This is a genomic window from Metabacillus mesotrionivorans (assembly GCF_052171315.1).
GTDB lineage: Bacteria > Bacillota > Bacilli > Bacillales > Bacillaceae > Bacillus_P.
This window is the reverse complement of record NZ_JBQMFF010000004.1, coordinates 126,911-143,855: the sequence shown is the minus strand read 5'-3', so window position 1 is coordinate 143,855 and position 16,945 is coordinate 126,911. Positions and strand designations below refer to the sequence as shown.

Annotated in this window: 14 protein-coding genes and 1 other annotated feature; of the genes, 5 read left to right on the top strand and 9 right to left on the bottom strand. The window is 43.7% G+C overall.

Annotation, left to right across the window (positions count from 1 at the left end):
- Nucleotides 1-60 precede the first annotated feature (60 nt).
- Together megL and ACTSEZ_RS12970 are read right to left on the bottom strand one after the other, a co-directional pair.
- Nucleotides 61-1,245 (bottom strand): methionine gamma-lyase, encoded by a 1,185-nt coding sequence (gene megL, locus ACTSEZ_RS12975; protein WP_369734607.1) that lies wholly within the window; start codon nucleotides 1,243-1,245, stop codon nucleotides 61-63.
- Between the two features lie 91 nt (nucleotides 1,246-1,336).
- Nucleotides 1,337-3,133 (bottom strand): sensor domain-containing diguanylate cyclase, encoded by a 1,797-nt coding sequence (locus ACTSEZ_RS12970; protein WP_369734606.1) that lies wholly within the window; start codon nucleotides 3,131-3,133, stop codon nucleotides 1,337-1,339.
- A 344-nt stretch (nucleotides 3,134-3,477) separates the two neighbouring features.
- Between ACTSEZ_RS12970 and rpsD the strand changes: the two genes are divergently transcribed.
- Complete coding sequence (gene rpsD, locus ACTSEZ_RS12965) at nucleotides 3,478-4,080, top strand: 30S ribosomal protein S4 (protein ID WP_369734605.1); 603 nt, start codon at nucleotides 3,478-3,480, stop codon at nucleotides 4,078-4,080.
- Between the two features lie 39 nt (nucleotides 4,081-4,119).
- Here rpsD and ACTSEZ_RS12960 read toward each other — a convergent pair whose 3' ends face one another.
- Complete coding sequence (locus tag ACTSEZ_RS12960) at nucleotides 4,120-5,052, bottom strand: DMT family transporter (RefSeq protein WP_369734604.1); 933 nt, start codon at nucleotides 5,050-5,052, stop codon at nucleotides 4,120-4,122.
- Nucleotides 5,053-5,190: 138 nt separating this feature from the next.
- On the opposite strand from ACTSEZ_RS12960, the gene ACTSEZ_RS12955 reads away from it, so the two are divergent.
- Nucleotides 5,191-6,558, top strand: a complete 1,368-nt coding sequence (locus tag ACTSEZ_RS12955; RefSeq protein ID WP_369734833.1) for an aminotransferase-like domain-containing protein — start codon at nucleotides 5,191-5,193, stop codon at nucleotides 6,556-6,558.
- 264 nt (nucleotides 6,559-6,822) lie between these two features.
- Here ACTSEZ_RS12955 and ACTSEZ_RS12950 read toward each other — a convergent pair whose 3' ends face one another.
- From ACTSEZ_RS12950 to ACTSEZ_RS12940, 3 genes are all read right to left on the bottom strand, one after another.
- Entirely contained in the window at nucleotides 6,823-7,020 is a 198-nt protein-coding gene (locus ACTSEZ_RS12950) for a DUF6440 family protein (protein ID WP_369734603.1), read from the bottom strand.
- A 141-nt stretch (nucleotides 7,021-7,161) separates the two neighbouring features.
- Nucleotides 7,162-7,536 carry a cyclophilin-like fold protein gene (locus tag ACTSEZ_RS12945; protein ID WP_369734602.1) on the bottom strand — a complete coding sequence of 125 codons (375 nt, stop codon included), beginning with the start codon at nucleotides 7,534-7,536 and terminating at the stop codon, nucleotides 7,162-7,164.
- Nucleotides 7,537-7,689: 153 nt separating this feature from the next.
- On the bottom strand, nucleotides 7,690-8,268 hold the full coding sequence (locus ACTSEZ_RS12940) for a sugar O-acetyltransferase (protein WP_369734601.1): 579 nt from the start codon (nucleotides 8,266-8,268) through the stop codon (nucleotides 7,690-7,692).
- Nucleotides 8,269-8,493: 225 nt separating this feature from the next.
- On the opposite strand from ACTSEZ_RS12940, the gene ACTSEZ_RS12935 reads away from it, so the two are divergent.
- On the top strand, nucleotides 8,494-8,889 hold the full coding sequence (locus ACTSEZ_RS12935) for a MerR family transcriptional regulator (protein ID WP_369734600.1): 396 nt from the start codon (nucleotides 8,494-8,496) through the stop codon (nucleotides 8,887-8,889).
- Nucleotides 8,890-8,980: 91 nt separating this feature from the next.
- On the opposite strand, the gene ACTSEZ_RS12930 is transcribed toward ACTSEZ_RS12935, so the two are convergent.
- Together ACTSEZ_RS12930 and tyrS are read right to left on the bottom strand one after the other, a co-directional pair.
- A complete protein-coding gene (locus tag ACTSEZ_RS12930; RefSeq protein ID WP_369734599.1) occupies nucleotides 8,981-9,199 on the bottom strand; it encodes a hypothetical protein in 219 nt (72 codons plus the stop codon).
- Between the two features lie 127 nt (nucleotides 9,200-9,326).
- Nucleotides 9,327-10,592, bottom strand: coding sequence for a tyrosine--tRNA ligase (tyrS, locus tag ACTSEZ_RS12925; protein WP_369734598.1), 1,266 nt, complete (start codon nucleotides 10,590-10,592; stop codon nucleotides 9,327-9,329).
- A gap of 48 nt (nucleotides 10,593-10,640) precedes the next feature.
- Nucleotides 10,641-10,862: a binding site (T-box leader), on the bottom strand.
- 131 nt (nucleotides 10,863-10,993) lie between these two features.
- On the opposite strand from tyrS, the gene ACTSEZ_RS12920 reads away from it, so the two are divergent.
- On the top strand, nucleotides 10,994-13,912 hold the full coding sequence (locus tag ACTSEZ_RS12920; protein ID WP_369734597.1) for a transglycosylase domain-containing protein: 2,919 nt from the start codon (nucleotides 10,994-10,996) through the stop codon (nucleotides 13,910-13,912).
- A gap of 486 nt (nucleotides 13,913-14,398) precedes the next feature.
- Here ACTSEZ_RS12920 and acsA read toward each other — a convergent pair whose 3' ends face one another.
- Nucleotides 14,399-16,117, bottom strand: coding sequence for an acetate--CoA ligase (gene acsA / locus ACTSEZ_RS12915; protein WP_369734596.1), 1,719 nt, complete (start codon nucleotides 16,115-16,117; stop codon nucleotides 14,399-14,401).
- A gap of 162 nt (nucleotides 16,118-16,279) precedes the next feature.
- Here acsA and ACTSEZ_RS12910 point away from each other — a divergent pair, with 162 nt between their 5' ends.
- The gene (locus ACTSEZ_RS12910; protein WP_369734595.1) at nucleotides 16,280-16,912 is read left to right on the top strand and encodes a GNAT family N-acetyltransferase; all 633 of its coding nucleotides are present in this window, start codon (nucleotides 16,280-16,282) and stop codon (nucleotides 16,910-16,912) included.
- Nucleotides 16,913-16,945: the final 33 nt, after the last annotated feature.

The following is a 16,945-nucleotide window of genomic DNA, read 5'->3' as shown; positions in this document are numbered from 1 at the left end:
TTCCACTTTTAAAAGTATGACAAAATGCCCGAGAGGTCTGAGAACCCCTTGGGCCTTTTTTTATAAAGCATCCAAAGCCTGACTCAGATCATTCCAAATGTCTTCCACATTTTCAAGGCCGACAGACAGCCGCACAAGATTGTCGCTGATGCCCATCTCCTGCCTTTCCGATTCTGGAATAACCGAATGGGTCATAGTGGCAGGATGCTGAATCAGACTCTCCGCATCACCCAGACTTACAGCGATTTTTATAAGATTCAGCGCGTTCATAAATCGCTGAACCTCCAATTTGCTCTCTTCTTTTAACGTGAAAGAAATCAGTCCGCCGCCTTTTTTCATTTGCTTTCTGGCAATACGCGTTTCCTCAGAGTCACCGATAAATGGATACACCACCTGCCCGACTGCAGGATGCTTCAGCAATCTCCCGGCAATTTCAGCAGCACTCTCACAATGCCGGTCCATTCTGACTGGGAGAGTCTTCAGCCCTCTAAGCAAAAGCCATGCATCAAACGGAGACATAATGGCCCCGATATCTTTCCTTTCTGTCATAGCAAGCTTTTGAATGTACCCTTTATCCCCGGCAGCAAACCCGCCGATCACATCTCCATGCCCGCTGATGTATTTCGTGGCGCTGTGAAGAACAATATCACAGCCGTGAGAAAGCGGCTGCTGAAGGTACGGCGAACAGAACGTATTGTCAACCACGACGCGAAGCCCATGAGCTTTAGCAGCTTCTGCAACGGTTTGAAGACTGATGATTTGCATCGTCGGATTAATTGGCGTTTCAATATAAATAAAGGCAGTTTCCGGTCTAATCTCTTTTTCAATCTCTTCTTTTGAAGCAAGCTCAGAAAACGAATACGTCACGCCAAACTTTTCTTTCAGCATGTTCAAAAGACCAAACGTACAGCCGTAGATCCCTTTTGAGCAAAGAATGTGAGAACCTGTTCTCACCATTGACATCATAACGGCAGAAACCGCTCCCATGCCTGATCCAAAAGCAAGTGCTGCTTCTGCTCCTTCAAGCGACGCAATCTTTTGTTCAGCCAGCTGAACCGTCGGATTGCCGAGCCTTGAATAAATATGTCCTTCTTCTGCTCCTGCAAATCTCTGCTCGCCTATTTCCGCCCTGTCAAAAACAAAAGTGGCCGTTTGATAAAGCGGCGGAGCCAGACTGTTATATGGATCTTTCATCTTTTCCTGACTGTGAATCACCTTTGTTTCAAATTGATATTCCTTCCCCATGTCTTTTCCCCCTTAAGCTGCTGCCTTACATATCATATGATAAACCAGCTTATTTTGAAAGCGCTTTCTTATTGTCATAAAAAAAGAAGCGTCAGGAGGTCTCGTGCACGACCTCTGATTCTTCATGAAAGACAACGCAGTTCTTTCCGTTTTCTTTTGCTTTGTAAAGTGCCTGATCCGCTCTTCTTATCATTCTTTTGAGTGATTCAGGATCCTCTGCCGTCCAGTGTGCGACGCCGCACGAAATGGTAACAGACGGAAAGGTCTCATTCTTTACAGACTCAACGATGCGGTTCGCAAGTTCGATGCCAAAATGAGGGTCAGCCTGAGGCAAGTAAACGGCAAGCTCCTCACCGCCCCATCTGGCTCCAACATCATTCTTTCTGATGCTGTTCATAATGATGCCGGCCACCTGAATTAACACATCGTCCCCTGTCTGATGTCCGTGCGTATCATTAACGGCTTTAAAATCATCAATATCCATTAAGATAAGTGCTCCCTGTCTGTCTGTTTTAAGAGAGTGCTGCACCGAATCATCCAGATAATTGCGGGAATAAAGTTTTGTAAGGTGGTCTGTAATCACAAGCAGTTCAAGTTCTTCTCTCAGCATGGAGTTCATTAATGCAAGCGTTGAATGGTGAATGAGCGACTGCATCAATTTAAACATTTCAAACGTGAACGCATAGGGTTCACTATGCAAAATAACAGCAAAACCCTTTAATTCATCCCTTTGCACCATCGGAATGGCAATCATGGAAGAAAAAGCGGCATCTTTCACCTTTAAGTCACCGATGAATACTCCTTCAAGCTCCTGCCTCACTCTGCTTTCTGCAAGCCTCAGATAAAAGTCTGCACCCTCAGTCTGAAAAAAAGAAGTGCTGCCAGGCAGCATCCGTGTTCCGCCTTCGCTGCTGGTATAAAAGAAGCCGGTCTCATCAGCAGAAAAAGAACGGATAATCCGGTCCGACATATAAGTCATCGTATCGATCAGCCTTAGGTTTTTGTTGAGTTTGTGAGATGTCTCATTGATGAGCTGCAAATCAGAAACAAGTTTTTTCGACTGTTCGTAGAGCTTGGCATTTTCATAAGCATGACCTGCAGCTTCTGCAAGTGAAGCCGTCATCATCGTTTCATCCTCGTCCAGTTCAGACCGGTTCTGCTGAGTAACCTCGACTACACCGTATATGCCCTGGTTCCCTTTAAGCGGCGCATACAAAATAACCTGGTTTGCAGACTCCGGGGCATCCCATTTAATCTCTCCCTTTAAATAGGCTTCCATTGCACTCTCGCTGCCTGTCCCTTCATAATCGAACTCTTTCACCGGCAGTTCATGTCTGCTGTCACTGTCATGCGATAAAAATAAATAAAACAGGTAGGCAGGAAACAATTTCTGAAGAGAAAAAATGAATTGATTTAACACTTCATCCTTATTCATCGTCGCATGAAGTTTTTTAGTAAGCGCATAAAGCTCCTGATAGTTTTTTTCCACTTCCGTTTTCTTTTGAAGGCGCTGAAAGTAAGCAAGAAAATGATTGCACTCTTTAATTAATAGTCTATAAAAATCTTCATCAAAAACGTGTTCCTTCTCGGTTACGGAAAGCAGGAATCCATCAGAAAGCATAAGGTCGACCCTTGACTCTGCCCGTTCGATTAATGAGCGCTTCTGTCTGAAGGGCACCGTGTGGTAGGAATGCGAACTTGCAGCAATCAACAGGTACTGATCCTCTTTGCGTTCAAAAAAAGAAACACACTCTGCACTTAAATATGATTGGAGGCAGCTGACAGCATATTCCTCTGCCTGTCTGCTGTACGGACGTGCCTGACTGCTGATATAATCAAAAAAAGAACTTTTAATGGATAGTAGTATGTATTCAGAATGACTTGTCACAAAAATCCCCCGTATGTCCGAATCAGCTTTCGTTACTTCAGTATAACATATATTTTTTTCCAATTTATTATCCGAATGTGTTATTTCCTCTATTTGTATTATCGTCTTTCTTAATAGATTGTTGACTTTCAAATATCAAAATTATATAATGGTCGTTGTGTAAAATAAATATTCGCAGCCTATTGATACCACTGCTGTGATTTCATTTTGTTCCTCTGTGATGAGGTGTATCGTGTAACTCTCTGCTGCTGGAGCGAGGATATATGAAAACAAAATGTGCACTCAGTCAGGGTCAGTCTGTTTTTATTTTATGCCAAATAAAAACATGTAAGGAGGAGACATCTATGTCTCGTTATACAGGTCCAAGTTGGAAACTTTCCCGCCGTCTGGGAATTTCATTAAGCGGAACAGGTAAAGAATTAGAAAAGCGTCCATTCGCACCAGGTCAGCACGGCCCGACTCAGCGTAAAAAACTTTCTGAGTACGGCTTACAGCTTCAAGAAAAACAAAAGCTTCGCCACATGTTCGGTGTGAACGAGCGTCAATTCCGCAACACATTTGACAAAGCTGCTAAAATGACTGGTAAACACGGTGAAAACTTCATGATTCTTCTTGAATCACGTCTTGACAACGTTGTTTATCGTTTAGGCCTAGCTCGCACTCGCCGCCAGGCACGCCAAGTTGTTAACCATGGCCACATCCTGGTTGATGGAAGCCGCGTAGACATTCCTTCATACCAAGTGAAGCCAGGTCAAACAATTACACTTCGCGAAAAATCTCGCAACCTTGACATCGTTAAAGAATCTATCGAAGTAAACAACTTCGTTCCTGATTTCCTAACTTTCGATGCTGACAAATTAGAAGGTACTTTCACTCGTCTTCCAGAGCGTTCTGAAATGCCTGCTGAAATTAACGAAGCTCTTATCGTTGAGTTCTACTCTCGTTAATTTTTACAAACCCCCTTATCATGTTGTTTTTACAATATGTCAGGGGGTTTTTTGTTTTGTCTTCTCTGCAAATTCAGAAACAGCCATGCTATGATAATCACCCTTTTTTGATACTGCCGCATTTCTTCCAAAGAATACAGAAATAACTACAATAACTGCTGTAAAAACCGTCACCATAGTAACAGATTCACCTAGAAGGAGCGCTGCAAATCCTATCATCAAAAACGGCTGTAAATATTGCAGCTGGCTAATTCGTGCAATTCCCCCTGCTGCCATCCCTCCATACCAGGCAACATAGGCTAAAAACTGGCTTACAACCCCCAAATAGAGCAAACTGGCCCAAGCCTGCCATGGCACACGCAACATTTCCACAGACATATTCATCGCTACAGGAATCAGGAAAAAAGGCGCACCTATTACAATTGCCCAGGCGATTACTTGCCAGCTCCCCATCTCCCTTGACAGCTTTCCTCCCTCAGCATAACTAAGTCCCAAAATAAGAATGGCTGCAAAGAGTCCTGCATCCTCGAATTGGAGTTTTCCAAGACCTAAATGGATTGCATATGCAATGACAGCTCCTGAACCAATGAAGCTTGCAATCCAAAACCTGAAAGAAGGACTCTCTCCGCCTCTGAACAGGGCGAAACCTGCTGTAGCCAAAGGCAGTAATGCCAGTTCCACTGCTCCGTGTGAAACAGGGAGAGTCTTCATTGCCCATGAAGTCAGTAAAGGAAAGCCTAACACAGCTCCCACTGCAACAATGAAAATACCTTTCAGCTGCTTAAGGTCAGGTGCTTTTTCCTTTCGCAAGATCAGTATTACTCCCACCAGTACGAATGCAATGACTGTTCTTCCTAATCCCACTATCGTTGTGCCGAAATATTCAACTGCTAGACCTGTGGCAGGCAAAGTTAAACTAAAGCAGATTACGCCCACTAACCCCAGCAGTAAACCCATTTTTTCTTGCTCCATCTTCTCTCCCCCTTAAATTATCCGGAAAAATGAGGACAATTCAGATATAATCACATACTATTAGAAACAGATAACGGATACCATTGCTGTTTGCATCATCTGTCAGGGTACAGTTGTTTTAAGGAGGGCGGAATGACATTGAATCTAAAATACCTGAAACTCGCAGAAAATATTAAAGGTGAACTAAAAAAAAGAAATTTACCTGCCGGCAGTAAACTTCCTTCTATCCGAAGACTGTCTGAGGAATATAACTGCAGTAAAAATACGGTCATAAAAGCATTCCATGAACTAGAAAAAGAACACTTGATATATGCAATCCCCCAAAGCGGATATTATCTTGTGAATGAACCAATACTGCCAGACAATCAAGCTGGTACAATTGATTTCTTATCCGCTGGACCAGATAAACATTTATTGCCCTACAAAGAATTTCAGCACTGCATTAATCAAGCAATAGAAACATACAAGGAAGAGGTTTTTACATATTCAGATCAACAAGGCCTGCTTACGCTGCGCGAGCAGCTTACAAATAACTTTCAATATTCCCAGGTCTTTACGTTCGTTGAGCGTGTAGTGATCGTTTCAGGTGCACAACAAGCCATACATTTGCTGACTGCCCTGCCATTTCCTAATGGCAAAAAGAATATTCTTATTGAACAGCCAACGTATTTCGGTATGATTGAAACGCTCAAAGTAAACAAAGCTAAAGCCTTTGGCATTGAACTATCCATGAATGAAATTGATTTAGAACAAATCGAATATCACTTTAAAAACAGCGATATTAAGTTTTTTTATGTCATACCGAGATTTCATAATCCCCTCGGACACTCTTATACGAATGATGAGAAGAAAAAAATTGTGGAGTTAGCAAATAAATACGATGTTTATATTGTCGAGGATGATTTTCTGGGAGAATTGGAACGAAATAAAAAAGCGGATCCGTTTTTCGCTTTCGATCCGTCTGGGAGAGTCATTTACATTCAAAGTTTCTCCAAAATCTTTCTTCCTGGCCTGAGGATCGCAAGCGTTATACTGCCAGACAATTTAGTTGAAATTTTTTTGCGATACAAGTTCAGTGCTGACTTTAACAGCCCAGTTCTTTCCCAGGGAGCATTGGATATTTATTTAAAAAGCGGAATGTACCGCAGTCATTTAAAGAAAATAAAAGAAGTATATTTTCATAGGATGAACCTGTTGAAACATTCTTGCAGCCAATATCTTCCCAAGGGAACACAATATACGGAGCCGGATTCAGGATTTTATCTTTCTATCTATTTACCGAACAGCATTTCATCAAAAAGACTTGCCAAATTCCTTTTTGAGCAGGAGGTTCTTTTAGATGATACACACAGAATGTTTCTACCGGAGTTTAATAAAGACAATCTCATTCGTTTATGTATTTCCCAGGTGCATGAAAAGGAAATAATACAAGGCGTGAAAAAGATAAATGAAGCTATTACAGAATTTTACAATAAAAAACCTCATGCCATTTACCATCACAACTAAAAAGCAGCAGACAAGGAGTTCATGCTTGATTTTTGGGTTTTGAGGGCTTCCTTCAGTATGGTTACATGATTAAACCCACTCTGCAATTGCGGAGTGGGTGTTAGTCTGCTGTTATAGGTACTAGTCCACCCGAAATCCGGATTGTACCGCGCAGCAAATGACACTTCTTTGTATTTTTTTCAAGCAGCAGCTAATCACGCTAAAGTTTTAGAGATAGTAAAAGGCAATCCTTTTTAATGAGAGGTTGCTTAAAACGATTACTTTTCAATTGGCTCCTATCTGGTCCACTATTACCTTTCCATTCTCGTCTAACAAAGGTGTGAGAGCGCAGCCTTGCGCACTCCATGTGTATAAATAGTTAACACCTGTTTGACGGTCAACCCATATAGATATTAGGCTCCCCTGCTGAGAAGTTTGTATCAGCTTTTCATCAAAACGTTTATCATCTTTTTTATTGAACATCATTTATCACTCCTTATATATACTTTTAAATACCTAATCTCCTTTCTCCTTTAGTGATTAGATCAATACTGTATGACCACATTATTCTATACAGTGAATTTTTTTCCTGCATGTAACAACCTACTATTTTTCTTCTGCATGTTACTTCCTGTTTTCTTCCAGATCAAAAGCAACAGTTACATCTTCCGCTCCTGCAGCTTGAGCAAAACGCGCTGCGTCCTCAATGTATCCCATTCTTGTATAACGATAAGTACTCGAGAAACTTTCATAGAACAGCACTAGACAGTTATTTCCATACAGCATAATATCTCCTGCCCGGATCTCTCCCGGCCTTTCGGAGTCTTCAGGAAGGACATCTGAAAAATTGTAGAATTTTTCATTGCGATTATGATCGTTCATATTCATACTCAGGGGCAGTTTCTCAATGAATGCCCGGGTCGTTTGATGGTCATAAAGTTTTGCAGAAAATACCTGTTCACCAATTGTTAGTGTCACATCTATCAACTGATCTGTCATACTACTCTTCCCCGTTTCTTGAAGTGAGTTTTCCAGGCTGACCTCCCTTTCACTGCCGGTGCAGGCAGTCAGGGCAAAGCTGCAGAGAAACAAACATAGGACTGCTCTTCTACTATTCATGCTCCCCATATAAAATAACTTCACAGTTCTGCTTTAATCCTGATCAGATTCTATTTTCTTTATCATTTTCGCAGGCACACCGCCTGCAATGACATTCGGCGGCACATCCTTTGTTACAACTGCACCAGCGGCAATAATTGCCCCATCGCCTATGGTTACACCTGGAAGGATGGTGGCATTTGCACCTATCCAGACGCTGGTGCCAATGGTAATTGGCGCAGGATGCAAAGTGCTGCGTTTCCGGGGATCGATGTCATGATTAAGAGTAGCCAGCACAACATTATGCCCAATGAGTGCTCCATCGCCAATCGTAATCCCTCCCTGATCCTGAAAGCGGCAGCCAGAGTTGATAAAAACGTTCCTGCCCACATGAATGTTTTTCCCAAAATCCGTATAAAATGGCGGGAACAAAGCAAATGAAGGATCCGCCGGTTTACCTGTCAACTGCGAGAACAGTTCCTGGATTTCCTGGGGAGTATGGTACCTTCCGTTTAACTCAGCCGTTATTTTAAGTGCTTCTTGAGAAAATGTATGCATCAGCTGGTGCATCTCTGAATGTCCCGCCACCGCTTCTCCCCTGTTTAAGTGTGCCAGAAAATCATGAATGTCCATTATAATCCTCCCTGTAAATACGTTTGATTACGCTCGCTTACGACCTCTTATTTCTCCCCTGCAGTCTCCATGTTATTGCTTATAGTTAACTCTAGGTCAAGAGTAAATAGAGCTGCACTGCACAATTAAATGACTTTTTTGACACACAAAACAGCTCGTGATACGATTCAATTCACAAATCTCAAGTTAACTGCAGGTTTAAATTTATAGGGGAGGAGATGAAGCATGAATACATATTCCATTGGAGAAGCAGCGAAGGAATTAAACCTTACCGTATATACTTTGCGCTACTATGACAAAGAAGGCCTGATGCCTTTTGTAGAACGGACACCCAGCGGTACAAGAGTGTTCAAGGAGTCGGATATTGAAGCTTTAAGAATTATTGAATGCCTGAAATCCACCGGAATGCCGATAAAAGAAATTAAATCTTTTATAGATTGGTGTTCTGAGGGAGATTCTACATTAAAACAGAGGTATGAAATGTTTATGGAACGTAAGGCAAGTGTAGAGGCTCAAATGGAAGAACTGAAAAAGACGATGGAAATCATTCATCATAAATGCTGGTATTACAAGACTGCGATGGATGCCGGAACAGAGAATATTCATAAAGAGAACGTCTAGGTTTGCCTGAAACCTGCCTTTATTTTATCTTTAATAAGATGGAACAAAGGCAGGTTTTGTTTCTTTGTTTCGCCACCCGTTTTTTCTATAACTACGCATAATTCACTCGTTTCCCCTTCACACCGGCAGATAAAATGTTGTTCACCTTAAAGATCCTCACCTGCTGCTTTGAAAAACAGTACGCCTTCACATAGCTGCCGCGCATTTCTCTCACAGCGATTGTTCTCTGGGACAAAGCTCCTTTTTCAGAAAGATAAATAATTTCAATTGGAAGCTTCTGATTTATCGATCTCTCAAATAATCCGTTCATGTTGTCAGCTCCTTTTCTCTCCCTCTATTATATGCAAACACATGTTCGTTTACAACTTTTTGGGTGAGGATTTGGAGTGTAATTATTGCCAAGAAAAAAGCCTCTATAAAATAGAGGCTTTCCCTTATTATTTATACTGAATAAGCGTGTACTTCTTCTTTCCTCTGCGGATGACGGTGAACTTGCCGTCAATGCGGTCTTCGGATCCAAGAACTTTGTCTGTTTCCTGGATGCGCTCTCCGTTGATGTATACCGCTCCGTTTGAGACGTCTTCTCTCGCCTGGCGTTTTGAAGGCGAAATTTTGGCATTGACTAAAAGGTCAATCAGGCCGATTTCGTTCTCTTCTACTGTAAAAGCAGGAACATCTTTGAAGCCCTGTTCAATTTCATCGCCCGTCAGCTCTTTGATGTTGCCGCTGAACAGTGCCTGTGAAATTTTAATGGCCTGTTCGAGTGATTTCTCGCCATGCACAAGCTTTGTCATTTCTTCAGCGAGTGCTTTCTGTGCTGCGCGTTTTTCCGGCGCATCTGTCAGCTGCTGCTCCAGTGAACCGATTTCTTCATGAGAAAGGAATGTGAAAAACTTGATGTATTTGATGACATCGCGGTCGTCTGTGTTAATCCAGAACTGGTAGAATTCGTAAGGCGTTGTCTTTTCTTTATCAAGCCAGATCGCGCCGCCTTCTGTTTTGCCGAATTTCGTGCCGTCTGATTTTGTTACAAGCGGTACAGTTAAACCGAATGCTTTTGCATTTTCTTCTGATTTGCGGATCAGCTCAAGACCTGCTGTAATGTTGCCCCACTGATCGCTTCCTCCAACTTGAAGTCTGCAGCCTTCTTCTCTGTACAGGTTCAAAAAGTCGTATGATTGCAGGATCATGTAGCTGAATTCTGTGTATGAGATGCCGGATTCGATTCTTGATGCAACCGTATCTTTAGCAAGCATGTAGTTAATGCCGAAGTTTTTGCCCACATCCCGAAGGAATGTAATCAGATCCATAGAACCGATCCAGTCGAAGTTGTTTGCAAGTACGGCAGGATTTTTGCCTGAAGGATCAAAATCAAGGAAACGCGACAGCTGGTTTTTAATTTTATCTGACCATTCTTTGACGATATCAGATGTATTCAGTGTACGTTCTGCTTTTTTTCCGGATGGGTCTCCAATCATTCCTGTAGCTCCCCCTACGAGGGCGATTGGACGGTGTCCTGCCTGCTGGAAACGGCGAAGCGTCAAGATTGGAAGCAGATGGCCGATATGCAGGCTGTCTGCTGTCGGGTCAAATCCGGTATATAATTTAACAGACTCCTCTTCCAGCACCTTTTTCAGGCCTTCTTCGTCTGTCATTTGATTAATTAATCCTCTGAACTGAAGATCTTTGAGCAATTCACTCATTTTGCTTCTCTCCTTTTTCTTAAAATACAAAAACGCCCCTTCATAAAATGAAGGGGCGTGGAATACGCGGTACCACCCTGCTTTGGGAAGCATGCTTCCCGTCTCGAAAAGATAACGGCCTTTAACCGTCTTCTGCTAATTGGCGGATCTGCCGTTCACAAAAGAAGCTCCTGGAGGTAATTCATGATCCATCTTTGTGCTGATTTGCATCGGCCATCAGCTTTCTGGGACAGGGAGATGTTCACTACTTCTTCCAATCAAAGCAATAAAATAATAATAAATCTTTTTTACCACAACTCAGCACGACTTGTCAAACGATCCGCCCTGATTTGACAAGATCATACAAAAGTACTGTTTTTTTATGATATAATGAAGTGATTGTATAGGGGGATGATACGCTCATGGATAAACTTAGAACGTGGTACAGAAAATGGATGCCTTACAAACATAGAACAATTAAAGGGTTTAACATTACATATGGAGTCATCTGGAACCTGGTGCTTGTGTTTATTGTAATCGGTTTACTGACGGCTTCTTTCGGTGCGGGCGTAGGAGCAGGGTATTTTGCTTCTCTCGTAAAAGATGAACCTCTCCGCACATACAATTCAATGAAAAAAGACATTTACAACTATGAAGAAACCTCACAGGTTTATTTTTCGGATAATGTTTACCTCGGCAAGCTACAGGCAGATATTGAACGGCAGGAAGTAAAGCTTGCGGATATTTCGGATCATGTGAAAAATGCCGTAATTGCGACAGAAGATGAATTTTTCTACGAGCATGAAGGCGTTGTTCCTAAAGCGATTATGCGCGCCCTTTTTCAGGAAGCAACCAATTCGGCTAACCGCTCAGGCGGAAGCACGCTGACACAGCAGCTCATCAAAAATCAGATCCTGACCGATGAAGTTTCTTTTGACCGAAAAGCAAAAGAAATTCTGCTCGCCCTCAGACTCGAGCGTTTTTTTGAAAAAGAAGAGATTCTTGAAGCTTACTTGAATGTAGCGGATCTTGGAAGAAATGCATCAGGCAGAAATGTCGCGGGAGTACAGGCAGCTGCTCAAGGCATTTTCGGAGTCGATGCAAAAGACCTGTCCCTTCCTCAGGCTGCGTTTATAGCGGGACTGCCGCAAAGCCCGTTTGGCTATACTCCGTTTACAAACGAAGGTAAAATTAAAGGAGATCTTGACGCGGGAACATCCAGAATGAAAACCGTTCTGCGCCGCATGCACGACAAAGGCTTTATTACCCAGCAGGAATTCCAGGAAGCAAGCAAGTTTGACCTCAGAAAAAGCTTAACAGCTGCCAAACCTTCATCAGTTGATGAGTATCCTTGGCTCACCTACGAAATCGAAGAACGCGCGAGAGATATTCTTCTTGCCCAGCTCGCGGAAAAAGACGGCCACAAACTGGATAAATTAAAGCAAAATAAAGAACTCTATGCAGAATATAAAGCTTTGGCAGACAGAAATCTAAGACAAAACGGCTACAAGATTCATACCACCGTCAATAAGGCGATGTACGATAAAATGAATGCCATTGCCAAATCCTATGAATATTACGGCAACAGTAAACCAGAATACAAGATTGATAAAGAAACAGGCAAAAAGATTCAGGTACAGGAACCGGTTGAAGTAGGAGCTGTATTAATCGAAAACAAAACCGGAAAAATCCTCAGCTTTGTCGGGGGAAGAGATCACGCTGTTTCACAGACGAATCATGCGACAGATGCACCGCGATCGAATGGATCGACGATGAAACCGCTTGTTGCTTATGCACCTGCTATGGAGCTTGGTGAACTACAGCCTGGTTCTGTGCTTGCGGATGTGCCATTGCCAGGAAAATACTCTCCAGGTAACTTTGACGGAAGATTCCATGGTTTCACAAGCGCAAGATACGCGCTCGCTAAATCATATAATATCCCTGCTGTTAAAGCATACATGAAAATACAGAATAAAAATCCTCTTTCTTATCTAAAAAAAATGGGCATGACCACTATTCATAAAAGTGACGGGGGACCATCTACGGCACTAGGAGGTATAACTACCGGGGTAACTGTTGAAGAAAACGTTAATGCCTATACAACATTTGCGAACGGCGGAAAGTTTATTGATGCTTATCTGATTGAAAAAATTGAAACAAAAACAGGAGAAGTCATTTTTCAGCACAAATCAAAAGCAGTAGATGTTTTTTCGCCGCAGACAGCTTATTTAACGCTTGATATGATGAGAGATGTCATCAGTGAAGGGACAGCAGCTTCCGCAAAAAATTACTTGTCTTTCAGTGCTGACTGGGCCGGAAAAACTGGAACGAGTCAGGAATACAGGGACATCTGGTTTGTAGCCTCTAATCCAAATGTGTCTTTTGGAACTTGGCTCGGATATGATACACCTAAACCTGTTGATAAAAGGTATAAGGGGATGAACTATGGCAATAGAAACATTCTCCTCTGGTCAAAAATGATGAACGCCGCCTATGAAATAAACCCTGGACTAATCGCTCCAAAGTCCACATTTAAAATGCCGGGCGGAATTGTCCAGAGATCCTACTGCGCACTTTCAGGAGACCTTCCGTCTGCGATGTGCCAGCAGGCAGGACTTGTGTCAACAGATCTTTTCAATGCCAAGTTTGTGCCTACTAAGACAGATAACAGTCTGACATCGGGCAAATATGTATTCGTTAAAGACCGTGCGTATCAGGTTCCGCCTTCTGCACCGGCTGAATTTGTCCAGCAGGGTCCGATGCTGAAGAAGGAAATCCTTGAAATGCATAACCTCAGCAGCTTCAGCGACTTAAAAGAACTGCTGCCAAACAAAACAAACTGGGGGAAAATTGTTGTCACCGACGGAAATGAGATCAGGGACAACGGTGCAGTTCCAGGGCAAGTATCCGGTGTCCGAATAAGCGGCAGCTCTCTTGCCTGGAACACAAGCGGAGATTCTGATGTCATCGGATACCGCGTATATGCAGCCGGCAACTTCTCTAAAAACTTTAAAAAAGTTGCCAGCATTCCAGCTTCCAAGAGCCTGTCTGCTTCAATCGGCGGTTCTCCGGCAGCCTATTATGTCACAGCAGTTGATGTAGCCGGAAAAGAATCACCTGCTTCCGCCATTGTGAAAAGCGGCAGCTACCAGGCAGAAAAACCGGCTGCGCCAAAACCTGCAGTGCCTAAGCCTGCCGAACCGAAGCCGGCAGAACCAAAACCTGCGGAGCCTAAGCCTTCTGAACCGAAGCCGCCGGCTCCGCCTGAAAAACCAAAACCTGGAGAGCCGGCAAAACCACCGGGCGAACCTCAGACACCGCCTGAAAAACCTAATGGATGATTATAATGAAGGATGCCCGCTGCGGGCATCCTTTTTTAGATTCAGGTAGTGGCGCTAAAAACGAAGGTTCCACCACCGAGAAAGTGGCAGTACTCCGGCGAGTCGTACCACAAACGAAGGTTTCAACATCAAGAAAGTGGCTGCACTCCACCTAGTGGCGCCACAAATATAGGTTCCACCACCGTGAAAATGGCACCACTCCGACGAATTGCGCCACAAACGAAGATTCCACCACCGAGAAAGTGGCAGTACTCCGGCGAGTCGTACCACAAACGAGAGTTTCAACATCAAGAAAGTGGCTGCACTCCGACGAGTTGCGCCACAAATAAAGGTTCAAGCACCAAGAAAGTGGCTGCACTCCACCGAGTGGCGCCACAAACCAAGGTTCAAGCACCAAGAAAGTGGCAGCACAAACCAAAATCCTTCCCAACAGAAAAAATCCGAACTAATTACCTCAGTTCGGATTTTCCTTGTTCTATTCGTTCTTTAATCTTCCATTGTCGACAAGTCACCTGTCGGAAGGTCAAGTTCCCATGCTTTCAGGACGCGGCGCATAATTTTTCCGCTGCGTGTTTTAGGCAGCTTGTCGCGGAATTCGATTTCGCGCGGTGCCGCGTGTGCAGCCAGGCCTTTTTTGACGAAGTTGCGGATTTCTTCTTTGAGTTCATCCGTCGCCTCATAGCCGTCGCGAAGGGCGACAAACGCTTTGATGATCTCGCCGCGGACAGGATCAGGTTTGCCGATGACGCCTGCTTCTGCAATGGCAGGGTGTTCGACAAGCTTGCTTTCCACTTCAAACGGCCCTACGCGCTCACCGGAAGTCATGATGACGTCATCAATTCTTCCCTGGAACCAGTAATAGCCGTCTTCATCCTTATAGGCAGAGTCACCTGATACATACCAGTCGCCCGGCATGAAATAGGATTCGTACTTTTCTTTGTTGTTCCAGATTGCATGCATCATGGAAGGCCAGCCTTTTTTTATGGCAAGGTTGCCCATGCGGTACGGCGGCACTTCATTTCCCTGGTCATCCACTATGGCAGCCTGGACGCCAGGAATCGGCTTGCCCATAGAGCCCGGTTTAATTTCCATGGACGGGTAGTTGCAGATCACCTGCGCGCCTGTTTCAGTCATCCACCACGTATCATGGATCCGGTTATCAAACACTTTCACTCCCCATCTGACAACTTCAGGGTTGAGGGGCTCTCCGACACTCAAAACATGTCTTAATGAGCTCAAATCATATTGTTTAACGAGCTCGTCTCCTGCTCCCATCAGCATGCGGAAGGCAGTCGGCGCACTGTACCAGACGGTAACGCCATAGTTTTGGATCGTTTCATACCAATGCTCAGGCTTGAATCTTCCCCCAACAATGACATTTGATGCACCGTGTAGCCATGGTCCGAAAATACCGTAGACTGTACCCGTTACCCAGCCTGGATCTGCTGTGCACCAGTAAACGTCATCTTCCTTCAGGTCAAGAACCCAGCTGCCTGTCTGGTAATGCTGGACCATTGCCTGATGGACATGAAGCACGCCTTTAGGTTTTCCTGTCGAACCGGACGTGTAGTGAAGAAGAAGTCCGTCCGTCTTTTCTACCCATTCAATTTCGAGCTTCGTGCTCGCGGTTTTCATTCTTGTAAGGAAATCTATGTACGGACCATCTTCATTTACATTTTCTCCAACTAAGACAACATGCTTTAAAGCAGGCAGATCGTTGAACGGAACCCGCTCAAGCAGTTCAGGCGTTGTCACAATGACCTTAGCCTCGCTGTCTTTCAGGCGGTCGCTTACTGCCCCCTCCATGAATGCCTCAAATAAAGGACCTACGATGGCACCCAGTTTGATGGCTCCAAGAACGGTAAAATAAAGCTCAGGCGTTCTCGGCATGAAGACAAACACTCTGTCGCCTTTTTCAACATCTGCACATTGGCGGAGAATATTCCCTGCTTTATTTGAGCGTTCTTTCATTTCTTTGAACGTATACTTCTCTTCTCTTTCAGGGTCCCGGTAGTACAAGGCAACCTTGTTCTTCCGGAAAGATTCTGCATGTTTGTCAATTGCTTCGTATGCAGCATTGATTCTTCCTGTTTCCGACCACGAGAGGTTTTTTTCTGCCTCAGACCAGTCAAATTGGTCATAGGTTTTTTGGTAGTCTTCAAGATTGTGGTTCCCCTTTGCTGCTGGCAGCGCTTCCAACTTCATCTTAATTCCCCCTTGTTCAGTGTATACATCCTCTATTATAGAACAGTTTCTATCTTTTCTCAATTTTTAAAAAAATGACGGTTTTTTCGTGTAAACGCTTCATTTTCTATTTTTTCTAGTATAATAGATGATAGTTCAGCAGATTAAAAAGGCGGTGAATGAATGGAACACCCGAAAACGTACAACGCAAAAGAGATTAAAACTCCGTTTGGCCCCCTTATTATAGAGGGACCCATTAAGCCTGAAAAACTGGCGGGACTTGAATTTCACAAGGATCTGGTGGCTTTCAGGCAGCCTGAGCAGCAGCACAGGGCGCTGATCGAAATAGCGGGACTTCCGGAAGGCCGGATTATCATTGCAAGAAATCGCCATACCATTGTCGGGTATGTTACATATTTGTATCCTGACCCTCTTGAGAGATGGTCAGAAGGAAAGATGGAAAATCTGATTGAACTCGGTGCGATTGAAGTCATACCTGAATTCCGGGGCTTCTCTGTGGGAAAAAACCTTCTGAGAGTTTCGATGATGGATGATGCCATGGAGGATTACATCACCATTACAACCGAGTACTATTGGCACTGGGATTTAAAAGGAACCGGACTGAATGTATGGGAATACAGGAAAGTCATGGAGAAGATGATGAATGCAGGCGGCCTTGAATGGTATGCGACAGATGAACCTGAAATCAGCTCTCATCCTGCAAACTGCCTGATGGCAAAAATCGGAAAAAGAGTCGATCAGGACTCCGTTCAGCAGTTTGACCAATTGAGATTCAAAAACCGCTTTATGTACTGATATGTTTCGTTCATGCTTTAAAACAAAGGGGTA

Bases quoted from the DNA above. Each gene is read 5' to 3' on its own strand.
- acsA (WP_369734596.1), bottom strand. From the start codon at position 16,117: ATGAAGTTGGAAGCGCTGCCAGCAGCAAAGGGGAACCACAATCTTGAA.
- ACTSEZ_RS12910 (WP_369734595.1), top strand. From the start codon at position 16,280: ATGGAACACCCGAAAACGTACAACGCAAAAGAGATTAAAACTCCGTTT.
- ACTSEZ_RS12960 (WP_369734604.1), bottom strand. From the start codon at position 5,052: ATGGAGCAAGAAAAAATGGGTTTACTGCTGGGGTTAGTGGGCGTAATC.
- ACTSEZ_RS12950 (WP_369734603.1), bottom strand. From the start codon at position 7,020: ATGTTCAATAAAAAAGATGATAAACGTTTTGATGAAAAGCTGATACAA.
- megL (WP_369734607.1), bottom strand. From the start codon at position 1,245: ATGGGGAAGGAATATCAATTTGAAACAAAGGTGATTCACAGTCAGGAA.
- ACTSEZ_RS12930 (WP_369734599.1), bottom strand. From the start codon at position 9,199: ATGAACGGATTATTTGAGAGATCGATAAATCAGAAGCTTCCAATTGAA.
- tyrS (WP_369734598.1), bottom strand. From the start codon at position 10,592: ATGAGTGAATTGCTCAAAGATCTTCAGTTCAGAGGATTAATTAATCAA.
- ACTSEZ_RS12935 (WP_369734600.1), top strand. From the start codon at position 8,494: ATGAATACATATTCCATTGGAGAAGCAGCGAAGGAATTAAACCTTACC.
- ACTSEZ_RS12945 (WP_369734602.1), bottom strand. From the start codon at position 7,536: ATGACAGATCAGTTGATAGATGTGACACTAACAATTGGTGAACAGGTA.
- ACTSEZ_RS12920 (WP_369734597.1), top strand. From the start codon at position 10,994: ATGGATAAACTTAGAACGTGGTACAGAAAATGGATGCCTTACAAACAT.
- ACTSEZ_RS12940 (WP_369734601.1), bottom strand. From the start codon at position 8,268: ATGGACATTCATGATTTTCTGGCACACTTAAACAGGGGAGAAGCGGTG.
- rpsD (WP_369734605.1), top strand. From the start codon at position 3,478: ATGTCTCGTTATACAGGTCCAAGTTGGAAACTTTCCCGCCGTCTGGGA.